The organism is Nocardioides gilvus (genome assembly GCF_003194605.1).
In the GTDB taxonomy this organism is placed as follows: domain Bacteria; phylum Actinomycetota; class Actinomycetes; order Propionibacteriales; family Nocardioidaceae; genus Nocardioides; species Nocardioides gilvus.
The window spans coordinates 614,052-627,603 of sequence record NZ_QHKY01000001.1 but is presented as its reverse complement, the minus strand read 5'-3'; the positions used below and the strand labels follow the sequence as shown (position 1 = coordinate 627,603).

The 13,552-nt window shown below is 69.0% G+C and carries 15 protein-coding genes; 10 read left to right on the top strand and 5 right to left on the bottom strand.

The genetic code is table 11. From position 1 onward, the window contains the following. Positions 1 to 220: 220 nt before the first annotated feature. From DNK52_RS03065 to DNK52_RS03045, 5 genes are all read left to right on the top strand, one after another. On the top strand, positions 221 to 1,018 hold the full coding sequence (locus DNK52_RS03065) for a transporter substrate-binding domain-containing protein (RefSeq protein WP_110239387.1): 798 nt from the start codon (positions 221 to 223) through the stop codon (positions 1,016 to 1,018). Positions 1,019 to 1,022: 4 nt separating this feature from the next. Then, the gene (locus DNK52_RS03060; protein ID WP_110239385.1) at positions 1,023 to 1,676 is read left to right on the top strand and encodes an amino acid ABC transporter permease; all 654 of its coding nucleotides are present in this window, start codon (positions 1,023 to 1,025) and stop codon (positions 1,674 to 1,676) included. A gap of 5 nt (positions 1,677 to 1,681) precedes the next feature. Next, entirely contained in the window at positions 1,682 to 2,461 is a 780-nt protein-coding gene (locus DNK52_RS03055; protein WP_110239383.1) for an amino acid ABC transporter ATP-binding protein, read from the top strand. Beyond that, positions 2,458 to 3,297, top strand: a complete 840-nt coding sequence (locus tag DNK52_RS03050) for a hypothetical protein (RefSeq protein WP_110239381.1) — start codon at positions 2,458 to 2,460, stop codon at positions 3,295 to 3,297. The genes DNK52_RS03055 and DNK52_RS03050 overlap by 4 nt, the downstream gene beginning before the upstream one ends. A gap of 110 nt (positions 3,298 to 3,407) precedes the next feature. Then, complete coding sequence (locus DNK52_RS03045; protein ID WP_110239379.1) at positions 3,408 to 4,262, top strand: alpha/beta fold hydrolase; 855 nt, start codon at positions 3,408 to 3,410, stop codon at positions 4,260 to 4,262. A gap of 50 nt (positions 4,263 to 4,312) precedes the next feature. On the opposite strand, the gene DNK52_RS03040 is transcribed toward DNK52_RS03045, so the two are convergent. From DNK52_RS03040 to DNK52_RS03025, 4 genes are all read right to left on the bottom strand, one after another. Beyond that, positions 4,313 to 6,457, bottom strand: coding sequence for a DEAD/DEAH box helicase (locus DNK52_RS03040; RefSeq protein ID WP_110239377.1), 2,145 nt, complete (start codon positions 6,455 to 6,457; stop codon positions 4,313 to 4,315). A gap of 342 nt (positions 6,458 to 6,799) precedes the next feature. Then, the gene (locus DNK52_RS03035) at positions 6,800 to 7,729 is read right to left on the bottom strand and encodes a nucleotidyltransferase family protein (protein ID WP_110239375.1); all 930 of its coding nucleotides are present in this window, start codon (positions 7,727 to 7,729) and stop codon (positions 6,800 to 6,802) included. Continuing rightward, positions 7,726 to 8,007 carry a PqqD family protein gene (locus tag DNK52_RS03030; RefSeq protein ID WP_110239373.1) on the bottom strand — a complete coding sequence of 94 codons (282 nt, stop codon included), beginning with the start codon at positions 8,005 to 8,007 and terminating at the stop codon, positions 7,726 to 7,728. The genes DNK52_RS03035 and DNK52_RS03030 overlap by 4 nt, the downstream gene beginning before the upstream one ends. Next, positions 8,004 to 9,500, bottom strand: a complete 1,497-nt coding sequence (locus DNK52_RS03025) for a tyrosine-protein kinase domain-containing protein (protein ID WP_162598574.1) — start codon at positions 9,498 to 9,500, stop codon at positions 8,004 to 8,006. The genes DNK52_RS03030 and DNK52_RS03025 overlap by 4 nt, the downstream gene beginning before the upstream one ends. A gap of 126 nt (positions 9,501 to 9,626) precedes the next feature. Here DNK52_RS03025 and DNK52_RS03020 point away from each other — a divergent pair, with 126 nt between their 5' ends. Together DNK52_RS03020 and DNK52_RS03015 are read left to right on the top strand one after the other, a co-directional pair. Continuing rightward, entirely contained in the window at positions 9,627 to 10,430 is an 804-nt protein-coding gene (locus tag DNK52_RS03020; RefSeq protein WP_162598573.1) for a hypothetical protein, read from the top strand. Beyond that, positions 10,427 to 10,693, top strand: coding sequence for a PqqD family peptide modification chaperone (locus DNK52_RS03015; protein WP_110239367.1), 267 nt, complete (start codon positions 10,427 to 10,429; stop codon positions 10,691 to 10,693). The genes DNK52_RS03020 and DNK52_RS03015 overlap by 4 nt, the downstream gene beginning before the upstream one ends. Here the strand turns inward: DNK52_RS03015 and DNK52_RS03010 are convergent, their stop codons facing one another. Next, a complete protein-coding gene (locus tag DNK52_RS03010) occupies positions 10,694 to 11,800 on the bottom strand; it encodes a hypothetical protein (RefSeq protein ID WP_162598572.1) in 1,107 nt (368 codons plus the stop codon). Between the two features lie 46 nt (positions 11,801 to 11,846). Here DNK52_RS03010 and DNK52_RS03005 point away from each other — a divergent pair, with 46 nt between their 5' ends. The 3 genes from DNK52_RS03005 (at position 11,847) to DNK52_RS02995 (ending at position 13,538) form a co-directional block, all read left to right on the top strand. Beyond that, on the top strand, positions 11,847 to 12,158 hold the full coding sequence (locus DNK52_RS03005; RefSeq protein ID WP_110239363.1) for a hypothetical protein: 312 nt from the start codon (positions 11,847 to 11,849) through the stop codon (positions 12,156 to 12,158). 10 nt (positions 12,159 to 12,168) lie between these two features. Then, positions 12,169 to 13,083: an N-acetyl-1-D-myo-inositol-2-amino-2-deoxy-alpha-D-glucopyranoside deacetylase gene (gene mshB, locus DNK52_RS03000; RefSeq protein ID WP_110239360.1), complete on the top strand. Its 915-nt coding sequence runs from the start codon at positions 12,169 to 12,171 to the stop codon at positions 13,081 to 13,083. An 80-nt stretch (positions 13,084 to 13,163) separates the two neighbouring features. Then, the gene (locus tag DNK52_RS02995) at positions 13,164 to 13,538 is read left to right on the top strand and encodes a hypothetical protein (protein ID WP_162598571.1); all 375 of its coding nucleotides are present in this window, start codon (positions 13,164 to 13,166) and stop codon (positions 13,536 to 13,538) included. Positions 13,539 to 13,552: the final 14 nt, after the last annotated feature.

Here is a 13,552-nt window from a genome sequence, read left to right as displayed (position 1 = left end):
GGTGAGGATCACGGTTGCCGAGTGGCTGAGCGCGGTAAAGGACCCCTGCCGAGGCGAATCCGAGCGCTGGAACAGTGCTGCAGCATCGCTGGAACAGCGCTGGGATCCGCCTCGGAGCGCCGGAGGGGCTGAAGGTTCCGATAGCCTCGATGGTCTGACCGAAGCGAGACTCTCGACCCCACGTCTGCGTGTGGGGCAGCCAGACGGAGGCAGAATCAGCATGAAGAACTTTCCCCGTACGACCCCGTTGCGGCGTGGCCGCGCCGCTCTCGTCGGCGCGCTCACCGCGACCGCCCTGCTCGCGCTCTCGGCCTGCGGATCCGACGACGACGCGAAGTTGCTCAACGACGGTGAGATGGTGGTCGCGATGAGTGGTGAGTTCCGCCCGCTCAGCCACTTCGAGGGCAACGAGCTCACCGGCTTCGACCACGACATCGCCGTTGCCATCGGCGAGGAGATGGGCGTCGACGTCAAGACGGAGACGGGCGGCTTCGACACCTTGATCCAAGGCATCAAGAGTGAGCGGTACGACGTCCTCATCGCCTCGATGACGCCCAATGAGGAGCGCGACAAGCAGGTCGACTTCACCGACCCGTACTACACCTCCGGTGCGATGATGTTCGTGCCGACCGACAGTGACTGCCAGGATCCCACCCAGATGGATTCGCCGAGGGTGGGTGTGGCCACCGCGACCACCTACGAGGACTACCTCAAGGAGCAGGACTGGCCGGGAGAGATCGTCAACTTCACCTCCGACGTCACCGCTCTCGAGGACGTGGACGCCGGGCGACTGGACGGCGCCATGACCGACAGGCTGGTCGGGCTCTTCCAGATCGATCAGGCCGACCGCGACCTGCGCGCCTGCGGTGAGCCGCTCTACACCGAGGAGCCGGCCTTCGCGGTGAGGGAGGGCAACAGCGAGTTGGTCGACGAGCTCAACGACGCGCTGGCTGCGATCAAGGAGAACGGGACCTACGCGGAGATCAGTGAGAAGTGGTTCGGCGAGGACATCTCCTGACGTCATGAACTTCTTCGAACACCTGGTCGACACAGCGCCGATCTTCCTCGACGCCACGGTGGTGACGCTTCGGCTCACCGCCATGGCGTTGGTCTTCGCCATGGCGCTGGGTGCCCTGGTCGCCTGGATGTCGATGAGCTCGGTCGCGCCCTTGCGGTGGATCGCGGTCGCGTTCATCGGCCTGATCCGGGGCACCCCACTCATCGCGCAGATCTTCGTCCTCTACTTCGGCATCACCGAGGTCGTGCTGTTGCCGGCGTTCTGGGCCGGGACGATTGCGCTCGGCGTGCACAACTCCGCCTACATCGCCGAGATCATCCGCTCGGGTTTCCAATCGGTGCCCGACGGTCTCAACGAGGCCTCGCGGTCACTGGGCATGTCCCGGATGCAGACCCTGCGACGGGTCCGCGCCCCCTTGGCTCTGCGAGCCATCCTGCCCGTCCTGGGCAGCCAGTTCATCATCGCGGTGAAGGACTCCTCCTTGGTCGCGTTCATCGGCATGAGGGAGCTCTTCCAGTCCTCCCGCAACCTGGCTGCCTCGACCTACGAACCGTTGACGATGTACCTGATCGTCTCGCTCTACTACCTGGCCATCGTGCTCGCGCTCACCTTCGTCGTGAGCCGCATCGAGCGTCGGCTCAGCGTTCACCGGAGGTGACGCCCATGACCACTGACCAGACGTCCTCGTTCTCCACGGGGCACGAGGGGGAGCCGCTCGTCGAGATGCGCGGCATCGTCAAGAAGTTCGGGGACACCGTCGTGCTCGACGGCGTCGACCTCGACGTGCACCGCGGCGAGGTGGTGGTGCTGATCGGTCCGTCCGGTGCCGGGAAGAGCACCCTGCTGCGTTGCATCAACGGACTCGAGCAGATCCAGTCGGGCACGATCAGGGTCGCGGGCGAGGAGTTGGTCTACAAGGAGAAGCACCTCAACCACGTCCGCAGTCGCATCGGCATGGTCTTCCAGTCGTTCAACCTCTTCCCCCACATGAAGGTCATCGACAACCTCATGATGGCCCAGAGGGACGTGCTGGACCGACCCAAGCAGGAGGCCAGGGAGCGCGCCGAGCGGTTGCTCGAGCGTGTCGGCCTGGCGGACAAGGCTGATGCCTACCCGGAGAAGCTCTCCGGCGGGCAGCAGCAGCGGGTGGCGATCGCACGCGCCCTCGCGATGGACCCCGAGGTGATGCTCTTCGACGAGCCGACCTCGGCGCTGGACCCGGAGTTGGTGGGGGAGGTGCTGCAGGTGATGCGCACCCTGGCCGACGAGGGGATGACGATGGTCGTGGTGACCCATGAGATGCGGTTCGCCAAGCGCGCCGCCGACCGGGTCGTGCTGATGGCCGACCGGGGGATCGCCGAGGAGGGCACCCCGGAGCAGGTCCTGGAGAATCCGACCAGCGAGCGTGGCCGAGCCTTCCTCGCCGAACTCAGCGAGGAGTGAGCTCGCTGCGCGGGCTCCTGTCGTCGACACTGCTGCTCCTCGGCCTGGTCCTTGTCGCGGTCGCCGTGCCCGCGGTGTGGGCCGACCGGTACGTCCTCGAGACCGACCGCTACACCGAAGCCGTGGCTCCGCTCATCGACGAGCAGGTGGTGCAGGACCAGGTGGTTGCAGCGATCCTCGAGCCGGTGACCACACGCCTCGAGCTCCCCGCTCTCGGTGAGCGTCTGCTCGTCACTGCCACCTCCGAAGTGGTGGCGACCGATGGCTTCGCCCGGGTCTGGACCGATGCCGTACGCCTCTCCCACCTGCAGGCGGTGGAGGGGATACGCGGTGAGGGGACCGGGGTCAACCTGGTCGAGGACGGCATCGTGGTCGACCGGGCGGCGCTGGTCGACGCGCTGCGTCCGAGGTTGGCCGAGGCCGGTCTGCCCCTTGCCGCCCAGATACCCGACGGGGAGGGCACGGTGGTGCTCGCCCAGGGACCGGAGGTGACACAGGCAGTGACCGTGGCCCGAGCCGCGGACGTCTGGGCCACCCCGCTCGCAGCCCTCGCGGGGGGAGTCCTGCTCGCGGGGATCGCGATCTCGCGACACCGCCCGCGGGCCGCGGTGCTCCTCGGTCTCGGCCTGCTGGCCGTGGCCGGCGCGCTGTGGGTCGTGCTGGGTCTCGGATCGGAGACCACCGGGGTGCTGGCCGAGGTCGACGATCGACGCCAGAGCGCCGTTCTGGTCTGGGAAGCGCTCTCTGCGCCCCTGGCCCCGATGGTCGGCGGGGTGGCGGTCGCCGGTGGGGTCCTGGTGGCGCTCGGGCTGGTGAGTTGGGTCGTACGCCGTTGAGGGGAGGCCTCGCGCGACATGCGTCACGTCTGGCCCCACTGGGGACGCCCGCTCGTTAGGTTGGGGGTGTCCCGACCCCGGACCACGATGCTCGAAGAAGGATCACGGACATGGAACGCCACACGATGCTCCTGCACGGCCACGAACTCTCCTACCTGGAGGGCGGCGAGGGCCCGGTGGTCCTCTTCATCCACGGAATGCTGGGGTCGCAGCACAACTGGAAGCACCTCGTGGAGCGCATGGACGACACCCAGCGGGTGGTGGTCCCGGACCTGTTCGGGCACGGTGAGTCGGCCAAGCCGATGGGTGACTACTCGCTCAGTTCGCACGCCGCGACCCTGCGCGACCTGCTCGACCGCCTCGAGATCGACACGGTCACCGTGGTCGGCCACTCCCTCGGCGGGGGCATCGCCATGCAGTTCTTCTACCTCTTCCCCGAACGGGTGGAGCGGCTGGTCCTGGTCGCCAGTGGCGGACTGGGCCGAGAAGTCAGCCCCCTGCTGCGCTCGGCAACCCTGCCCGGTGCCGAGCAGTTCCTCACCGTCGTGGCCTCGGCCTGGATGACGACCAAGTTGCGAGGGCTCGGAGATGCTGCCGCCAGGGTGGGGTGGAAGCCCGGTGCTGACGTCGGCGCGATGTGGCGGGGCTTCTCCTCACTCGGTGATCGGGAGAGCCGCCGGGCCTTCCTCGCCACCACCCGCGCGGTGGTCGACATCGGGGGCCAGACCGTGAGTGCCCACGACAAGCTCACGGACGTGGAGCCGCCGCCGACCCTGGTGGTCTGGGGGTCGAAGGACAGGATGATCCCGGCCTGGCATGCCCTCAAGGCCAAGGAGACGGTCCCGGGGATCCGGGTGGAGCTCTTCGAGGGCGCTGGTCACTTCCCCCATCTCGACGACCCGGATCGCTTCGCTGACCTGTTGCGCGACTTCATCGCGACGGCCGAGGCGTATTCGCCCTCCTGATCCGATCCCGACGGCGCCGTGGTGCGCACCGGAGCTGAGACCGGTCCGTCTCAGAGGCCACGCTCGCGCAACGCCTGGGTGAGCAGCTCCACCATCGCCTCGATCTGGATGTCGGCCGAGGCGGTGATCTCCTCCTCGGAGCCGTCCAGGGCTCGTGCCGCGAGCCCGGCCTTGGAGTCGATGAGCTCGGCGATCCGGGTGTCGATGGTCTGGGCCGCGATGATCCGCCAGGCGGTGACGGGTTCTGCCTGACCGATCCGGTGCACCCGGTCAATGGCCTGGGTCTGCTCGGCGTCGGTCCACGACAACTCGGCGAGCACGACGTTGGAGGCGACCTGAAGGTTGAGCCCCACTCCAGCTGCGGTCAGCGAGCAGACGACGACCTGGACCTCGGGGTCCTTCACGAAGGCCTCGATGTTGCGCTCGCGCACCGCCGGGGTCTGGTTGCCGCGGATGGAGGAGTACTTGACCCCACGGGCGGTGAAGATCTCCTCGCACTTGTCCATCACGTCGATGTGCTTGGCGAAGACGACGACCTTGCCGACGCTGCGCGCCAGCTGCGTGGCGTAGTCGGCCGCCAAGGGCGCCTTCGCGGTGCCGATACGACGGATCATCGAGAAGACGTTCTCGCCGGAGTTGTCGTCGCTGGCCTCGTCGCGCTCCCACTCGGCGACCCGGCGTACGAGCTCCTCGTCGATCCCGAACGACCTGTTCTCGGTCGCGCGGGCCGACATGACGCGGTCGTAGCGCTCCACCAGACGACGGGCGAGCTCGCGCTCGGCCGCCCGGATCGAACGGCCTGCCTCGTCGTCGAGCTCGACCGGGATGTCGGCGATCCGACGCGCCGGGATGTCGGCGGCGACGTCGACCTTGCGGCGACGCACGATGCCCATGTCGACCACCGCGCGGCGGGCGGCCGGGTAGAAGGCCTTGTCCTCGGGGGTGAGGCCGGTCTCCTCGAGCCGCGCCATCAGCTCCGAGAGCGGCTTCTTGTCGTTGATCCAGCCGAGGAACTGCCAGATCGAGGTGAAGTCCTCGATGTCGTTGATCAGCGGGGTGCCGGTCAGGGCCATCATCAGGGGACGAACGGTACGGGCGCGAATGCGGTCGGCGATCTGCAGGACGTTCTGCGAACGCTGGGATTTGCGGTTCTTGATGAAGTGGGCCTCGTCGACGACCATCCCGCGGAAGCCGAGGTCGCCGAGCCAGCCGACGTGTCGGTCGAGCACCTCGTAGTTGACGATGACGATGTCGGCGAAGCCATCGATGTCGTGGCCGTCGCCGTGGATCACGGTTGACGTGCGACGGGGGACCCACCGCTGGGCCTCGCGGGCCCAGTTGGTCTTCACCACGTTGGGGACCACGACCAGGAGCGGGAAGGCATCAGCAGCCTGGGCGGCGAGCAACGCCTGCGCGGTCTTGCCGAGGCCCGGTTCGTCAGCGAGCAGGAAGGTCCGGTGCCCGGCCTGGACGGCGCTGACCACCTGTGCCTGGTGACGCATCATGTCGAGACCGTCGCGGGTCTTGAGCGTGGCAGGCTCCGGCATCGCCAGCACAGCCGGCGCACCGTTCGCGACCTCGAAGGAACGCAGCAACGGCCCGATCAGCTCCCAGTTGGCCAGGCGGTGGGTCTTCGGCTCCATCCGCTTGGCGGCCGACTCGAAGTCGGGGCGCTGGAAGGGATTGGCCAGCTGACGTTGGACCACTGAGCGCGGGACCACCCGGCGTTCCCAGGCTCCGGCGTTCTGCCCCGACTCCTCGGCGACCACCTCGTCGGGGACGAACTCGAGACCGGCTGCCTCGACCATCTTCCGCTTGAGGGCTCGGGCCGCGTCGGTCACCTCGGCGTCCTCGGCCAGCAGCATCAACAGCGAGGTGTCGCGCGCGGCGGACTTGGCCAGGATGGTGGCGACCCCGTCGAGTCGCTTGAGCTGCTCAGCCTTGACGCTCTCGGAGGCCTCGGTGTCCGTCTTGATCCGAGCGCGTTCCTCGCGCACGAGCAGGGCCACGACCTGGAACCGCGTCCTGGCCTGGGAGGAGACCTGTCCCCGCTGGACCTCGCTCTCGATCTCTCGCACGGCGCGGGCCAGCACCGGAATGATCCCCTCGTTGTCGAGGTGGCGGGTGCGACGGGCGCGACGGTTTCCACCGCGGGCGTTGCCGCCGCGTGATGCCGTCTTGGTCTGGCCGGACAAACTTTTCCTCCGGGGAAGGTCCCGCGGTCAGGGGTCGTGCGACCCTCGATGCACGGGCTTGGTGGGGCACAGTCCGGGAGGGCAGCGAACGCCTGGGCATCCGTTGGCGATCAGTACATGATCGGCCACCTCGGGCGAGGTCGACGCCTCAGGTGTGACGTGAACTGACTGACGTCCACGTGACTGGTCCTGCTGCGTAGACAGTCGCGCGGAAGTGGGCCAGATGGGCACCGTCCCTCGGCTGTGCTTCCCACATCCTAACGCGCCCGGGTGCCGCGCGCTGGCATTGACCGTCCGGATGCTGACCGGCAGGGCGCGGGCCACCCCCGTCCCGCGGCGCGATCAGCGCTGACGACGTCCGGAGAACTTCTGGCGCGTGGCGCCGGCCAGGTGCGACGAGACCCGCTTCCACCGCTCGACCCGCAGCCGCCACAACGGTGTCGAGACGGTGCGGTCGCCGTGGTAGGTGCGCAGTTCCTCGTCCTCGAGCATCAGTGCGTACCAGAGGAAAGCTGGACGACGGCGCAGAGGGAGGGCTCGGAACTCCAGCCACCACGCCATCCGGGGGTCGGCCGTGGTGGCCAGACGCCACCGCTCGTAGCCGGTCTCCTCGGCCGGGTGGACCGGTGTCGTGGGCAGACCGAGGCGTTCCAGGAAGGGAGTCAGGGGGCGTACGCAGCCGGTGTCGCGGGCGAACGCGACCAGGTCGGTCGCATTCTGCGAGCCAGGTGCGAAGAGTGGGGTGGCGAGTTCGGCCAGGGTCTCCATCGCTGCCTGCTTGTGTGCGAGACCGGGGTGGCGCAGGTAGTGCAGCGCCGCCACCACGGCGCTGCTCACCAGATCGGTCGCAGGGACCGGGTGGCCAGCCTGGTCGAACTCGACTCGGCGAGCCCAGATCCGGTCGAAGACCTCGTCGGCCGGGGCGAGGAAGCCCGGGAAGTACGAGTGGACGTCGATGCTCATCGGCCAGTGGTCGTTGGTCAGGTCGACCGAGTGGTACTCGAGCAGCTTGGGGGTCGTGGTCGTGGCGTTCGCAGTCCACCCCGCCGACTCCATGCCGGCCAGGAAACGGTCCAGGTCGTCAGGGTGGACGATGACGTCGACGTCGCCCGAGACGCGCGGGGCGCGCAGTCCGTGGTGGGCCAGGACGACCCCCTTGATCGCCAGCGCGCGGGTCTCCGTGCGCGCTGCCACCGTGGTGGTCAGGACGTAGATGAGGGGCGCGGCCTCGGTCTGGGTGAGACGCTCACCGGCATCCTGGAGGGCACTCATGCGGGACCACCGACGAGCAGGCCCTCGGCCACGAGGTCGGACAGGAAGGTCTCCACGTCGGTGCGTATGTCCTGGGCCGAGATCTCGAAGTAGCGCGCGACCTCGGCGCACACCGCCTCGGTGTCCCGAGAACCGTCAGCCGCCACCCACACCGCCGCCGCGGGCCCGGCGAGGATCCGCGGCGGGTGGGCGAGGTCATCGAGGTCGAGCAGGACCACGCGGGTCTCCGACTCGACCTCGACCAGGCTGGAGCGCCTGCTCCAGAGATGGCTCGTCACTGGCTGTTGCGGGTGAGCCGACGCTTGGGGGTGGCTTCCTTCTTGGCCTTCGGCTGCTTCTCCTGCTTCGGCTTCTTCGAGCCGTAGCCGCCGTAGCTGCCGTAGCCGCCGTACCCGCCGTAGCTCCCGTAGCCGCCGTAGCCGATGACCTTGCGCTTGTGCGGCACCTTGTTGACGATGATCCCGAGGGTCTTGGCATCCACGCGCTGGAGGTGCTCGAGGGCACTCTCGAGCTGGTGGTCACGGGTCTTGCCGGACGAGATCACGACGAGCGCGCCGTCCGTGCGAGCGGCCAGGATGGCGCCGTCGGTGACCGGCAGCAGGGGCGGTGCGTCGACGACGACGATGGCTTCCTGCGACAACTTGGTCAGCAGGTTCCGCATGGCCTGGGAGCCCAGGAGCTCGCTCGGGTTCGGAGGGATCGGGCCGGCGGCCAGCACCCGCATGTTGGGGTGGCCGGGCAGGCGCTGGAGAGCTTCCTCGACCGAGATCTTGCCCGTGAGCACGTCGGTGAGGCCGACACCTTCCACCAGGCCGAGGCAACTGGCGACCATCGGACGACGCAGGTCACCGTCGACGAGGATCACCGGCTGGCCCGAGGACTCGATGGCGGCGACCAGGTTGGCGGCGACGGTCGACTTGCCGTCACCGGGCAGGGGCGAGGAGACGACGATGATGCGCGGCGGGTTGTCCACGTCCATGTAGGTGAGGTTGGTGCGCAGCTTGCGGAACGCCTCGGACGCGGGAGCCTGACCCTTGACGCGGGCGTCGCTGTCGATCGCGATCTGCGAGCGGCCGGTGTTGTCGCGGTTGAGGAGCTGGACCTCGGGGATCTGACCGACGACGCTGACCGAGAACTTCTCCTCGATCTCGCGCTTGCTCATCAGACGACGGTCGAAGGTCCCGCGGACGACGGCGTAGCCGAAACCGAGCAGCGCGCCCAGCAGCAGTGACAGTGCCGTGTTGCGGACCGGGTCGGGTGAGACGGGTGAGGTGGGGAGAGCCGCTGCCTCGAAGGGAGTGATCCGCAGAGCGGCGGTGCCCCTGCCCTTGGGGTCCTGGAGCTCGGCCACGGCGTCGGCGAGGGAGACCACCCACGCGTCGGCGAGCTCCTGGGCCAGCTCCGGGGTCCCGGCGCGGGCAGTGATCTTGATGAGCACGGTGTTCTCGGGCTGGATGGCCTCGATGTCGGAGACCAGCTGGGCCGGTGTCCTGGTCAGTCCCAGGTCTTCGATGACCCGCTCGGCCACTGCCCGGCTGCGCGCGATCTCGAGGTAGGAGGCGGCACGGGACTTGGCGAGGCTGTCGTTGACCGATGCCATGGAGCCCGACTCGTCGGCGCTCGTGGTGGTCACGAACCCGTCGGCGTTGGCCGCGTACACCGTGGGCCGGGTTGCGGTCCAGATGAGGCCCAGCACGACACAGGTGACGACGATCAGGACGACGCCGCGCCAGTGGTTGCGCAACAGCCGTACATAGTCCTTCAGCTCCACGAAAACTCCCTGCTCGTCAAATGTCTTCGCGCAGTCTACGGGTCGTTCTGGGTCTCTGTCGTGAGTGCTCGCCCAGCATTTCTGACGCGGCTGTCCGTCACCCTCATGTGACCTACACTGCGGCCCATGGATCAGGAGATCGCCCTGGCGGCGATGGGGGTGGGTGTCGCGTTGCGGCTCCGAGGAGGACGCGCCGACGAGCTCGGCGACGAGGTGCGGGCTGCCTGGGATCGCTGCCTGTTGTCCGCCCACGAAGGTGAACCGGTCGCGACGGTCGAGGTGTGGCTCGACGACGACGCCGAGGTCGTCGCCGCGGCACGGCGAGACGGCGCGGTGGCCGGCACGTCGATCAGGCCGGTGATGGACGAGGTCAGCACCCGAGTCACGCAGGCGGGTCTCGAGGAGTTGGTGGGCAAGGCCTGGTTGCTGCACGCCTGTGCCCTGTCACACCCCGAGACGGGCGCCACCGTGGTGCTCGTCGCCCCGTCAGGGACCGGCAAGACCACGGCCGCGACCACCCTGGGTCGTCGATTCGGATACCTGACCGACGAGACCGCTGTGGTGATGCGCGACGGCAGCGTCGTGCCGTTCCCCAAACCGCTCTCCCTGCTGGTCGACGGCATGCGACCGAAGAAGCAGGTCTCGCCGACCGACCTCGGTCTCGGCGCCACCCCCAACTCCGGACGGCTCGTGGCGGTGGCGCTGCTGCAGCGCGACCCTGAGGTGGAGGCCGTACGCGTCGAGGACGTGCCGACGGTGGAGGCGCTGGCTCTGCTGGCCGAGCAGACCTCGTCGCTGCACCTCCTGGACGACCCGCTGAGCACCGTGGCCGAGATCCTGCGAGAGCGTGGAGGCGCGCGTCGCCTGGTCTACGCCGAGTGCAGTGACTTGGAGAGCGTGGTCGCGGGCTGGATGGAGGAGGCACGATGAAGGTTCGACGTCTTCCCGTCATCGACGAGTACGTCGAGGACGGCCGCAGCGCAGTGTTGGTGAAGGGTCGGGTCTTCGCCCTGTCCGAGGTCGGGACCGCGGTCCTGGCGCTGCTGGACGAGGAGTGGACCGCGGTGCCCCAGTTGGAGGCTGACCTCGAGGAGGCGATCGGCGCCCCCGAGGACGGGAGTCTCTCCGAGGCGTTGGCGCCGTTCCTCGACGAGTTGGTCTCCCACGGGCTGGTCGAGCGCGACTCCGACTGATCAGTCGAACCAGGCCCGCCGCATCGAGAAGATCCAGCGGCGGCGCGGGTGCTCCGAGACGGACCAGAGCTCGTCGGTCTCGGGCCAGTAGGTGATGTCCTCCGGGCCCATCGGCAGGGCGAAACGGTGCCGACGCAGGTCTCCGGGCTGTCCGGTGTAGACCGAGCCGGGCCACCACGGGCCCTGGGAGACGGTGATGTGGTGGCGGCCGCGGGCTCGTACGTCCCCCTGCATCCGGACCAGCTCGACGTCGTCCAGGACGGGCCGCGAGATCCCGGATCCGTCGAGCGCCGGAAGCCACCCCTGGGCGTCGAGCTCGTAGCGCGCCAGTCGAGTGCTCTGCCCGCCGCGGCCGTACTCCCCGGCGAGGAGGCCGGGTGGGTCGCCGCTCCGGTCCAGGGAGAGGAACGAGTGCCGCAGCGGCGTGTGCCCGTCGTCGGTGTGGGCACGGTGGGTGAAGCGGACCGGCAGCACGTAGTGGTGACCGAAGGAGGCCGGCCGAGGAGCATCGGGGGAGCCGAGCAGCCCGATCTCGTCGGGGAACTCGTTGTCGTCGGGGACCCTCATGATGTCGTCGACGTGGCAGGTGACGAACCCGCGCGCCGTCGCGGCGATGTGCAGCCAGGGGCCGGTCCAGACGATGCCACCGGCGTGGATGCGTACGGAGTTCATCCCCACCCGGCCCTCGTCGTCCAGGGTGGGATCGACCAGGAGGACGTGGCGGTACTCGAGCGTGTCGAGGTCGAGGAAGGTGAGCCGTGACCCGCGCTTGATCCCGTTGACCGCTTTCGCGTACCAGGTGGTGACCAGGACGCGGCGTCCCGCGATCCGGCCCTCGGCGGTCGCGTCGGCCGACGTGGTGATGCCCTGCGGCCACCAGGTGGGGTCCCGCTGGTCGTAGGAGTTCCAGGCGATCGCGCGGTGCACGGCGCGTCCTGCCAGCCGACCGATCCGGGAGTCGTGGGCCCGGTACTTCAGGTCGCCGAGCAGGTGTTCGACACCGACCCTGGGGCCGAGCGCCTCGGCGAGCGCATCGATGCGTGGAGACAGGTCCTCGGTGCGCTCGAGGTGCACGCCGACGGGGTCGGCCGGGGGAGAAGTCGCCACGGCACCCACGGTAGTCGGCGGCCCCGACGCGAGGGAGGATGGAGCGATGAGAGCGATCTTCTTCGACGAGGACCAGGCGCGCGAGGTGCTGTCCAGGTTGCTGCGTGACGGCTTCGCTGCGTCCCTGGGCCGCGAGCGTCTGGCGGGTGAGGACGACGACGAGGACCACCCGTGGGCGGTGCTCAGTGACGCGCCGGAGTTCCTCCTGGAGCTCCTCGTCGACGAGTACGACGGGTGGCTCGACACCGAGGACAGCGACGGCCCGGAGGGGGTGCTCGGGCCCCCGGCGGGGCTCCCGCCGCTGAACCTTCCCTCGCAACCCCGGCGGGTGAAACGACCCGATCTGCTGGGTGACTAGGCTCGCTGTCATGACCTCCCCGTCCGACCAGCGCCTCCTGCTCGTGCACGCCCACCCCGACGACGAGTCGATCGGCAACGGCGCGACGATGGCCCGGTACGCCGCCGAGGGGCGCGGCGTCACCCTGGTCACCTGCACGGCGGGGGAGCAGGGCGAGATCCTGGTCCCCGACCTCGAGCACCTGGCCGCCGAGCGTGACGACGCCCTCGGGCCCGTACGCCGTGAGGAGCTCGCAGCGGCGATGCGCGAGCTCGGCGTCACCGACCACCGCTTCCTGGGTGGGTTCGGTGCCTACCGCGACTCCGGGATGAAGTGGCACGCCGACGGTCACGCGGTCGCCGCCGACGTCGTCCACGAGAACGCCTTCTGGCGCGCCGACCTGACCGAGGCCGCCAACCACCTGGTCACCGTGATCCGCGAGGTGCGACCGCAGGTGCTGGTCACCTACGACGAGTTCGGTGGGTACGGACACCCCGACCACATCCAGGCCCACCGCGTCTCGATGTACGCCGCCCAGCTCGCGGCCGTCGACTCCTACCGCCGCGACCTGGGCCCGGCTCACGAGATCGCGAAGATCTACTGGACCGCGATGTCGGAGCGGAAGTTGCGCGAGGGTCTGCGGATGCTGCGCGACTCCGGCGACACGACGACCTTCGAGGGGATGGACCCGGACGGGCCGTTGCCGTTCAGCGCGAGCCCCGACGAGGACCTGTCGGCCGCGGTCGACGCGGTCGACCATCTCGACGCGAAGATGGCGGCGATGAAGGCACACGCCACCCAGATCACCACCGATGGTCCCTTCTTCGCCCTCTCGAACAACGTCGGTGCGGCGGCCTTCGGCACCGAGTACTACCGCTTGGTCAAGGGCGCCGCGGGGCCTCTCGGTCCTGAGGGCTGGGAGACCGACCTCTTCGCGGGCCTGTGAGCTCTGTGAGTGCCGGCCCAGTGAATTCCGGCCCAGTGAGTTCCGGCCCAGTGAGTTCCGGCCCAGTGAGTTCCGGCCCTGTGAGTGCCGGCCCTGTGAATTCCGGCGGCACCAATCGGGCGCTCGGAGCAGCGGCGGCCATCCTGGTGCTGGTCGTCGCGCTCCTCTCCGCAACGGCCGCGGTCCTGGTGCACGGCCATGCGTGGGGTCTGGTTCTGGGCTGGCTGGCCGGCGCTGCCGCGCTCTGGGCGTTGCCGTCGACCTGGTGGGGACGGCCGGTCTTTGCGTTCGGCTGGATTCTGGTCCTGCTCCGGGTGCTCTTTCCACGCCCTGAGGGCGACTTCCTCGTGGCAGGTGACCTCTCCGGTTACCTGCTTCTGGCCTCGGGCCTGGTCTTCACGGTCGTCGCGGCGCTCGGCGTACGCCCCGGGCGCGGCGGGCCGGCCCGGCGCTGAGCCGTCGTGGGTGG

Bases quoted from the DNA above. Each gene is read 5' to 3' on its own strand.
- DNK52_RS03065 (WP_110239387.1), top strand. From the start codon at position 221: ATGAAGAACTTTCCCCGTACGACCCCGTTGCGGCGTGGCCGCGCCGCT.
- DNK52_RS03060 (WP_110239385.1), top strand. From the start codon at position 1,023: ATGAACTTCTTCGAACACCTGGTCGACACAGCGCCGATCTTCCTCGAC.
- DNK52_RS03055 (WP_110239383.1), top strand. From the start codon at position 1,682: ATGACCACTGACCAGACGTCCTCGTTCTCCACGGGGCACGAGGGGGAG.
- DNK52_RS03045 (WP_110239379.1), top strand. From the start codon at position 3,408: ATGGAACGCCACACGATGCTCCTGCACGGCCACGAACTCTCCTACCTG.
- DNK52_RS03035 (WP_110239375.1), bottom strand. From the start codon at position 7,729: ATGAGTGCCCTCCAGGATGCCGGTGAGCGTCTCACCCAGACCGAGGCC.
- DNK52_RS03020 (WP_162598573.1), top strand. From the start codon at position 9,627: ATGGATCAGGAGATCGCCCTGGCGGCGATGGGGGTGGGTGTCGCGTTG.
- DNK52_RS03015 (WP_110239367.1), top strand. From the start codon at position 10,427: ATGAAGGTTCGACGTCTTCCCGTCATCGACGAGTACGTCGAGGACGGC.
- DNK52_RS03005 (WP_110239363.1), top strand. From the start codon at position 11,847: ATGAGAGCGATCTTCTTCGACGAGGACCAGGCGCGCGAGGTGCTGTCC.
- mshB (WP_110239360.1), top strand. From the start codon at position 12,169: ATGACCTCCCCGTCCGACCAGCGCCTCCTGCTCGTGCACGCCCACCCC.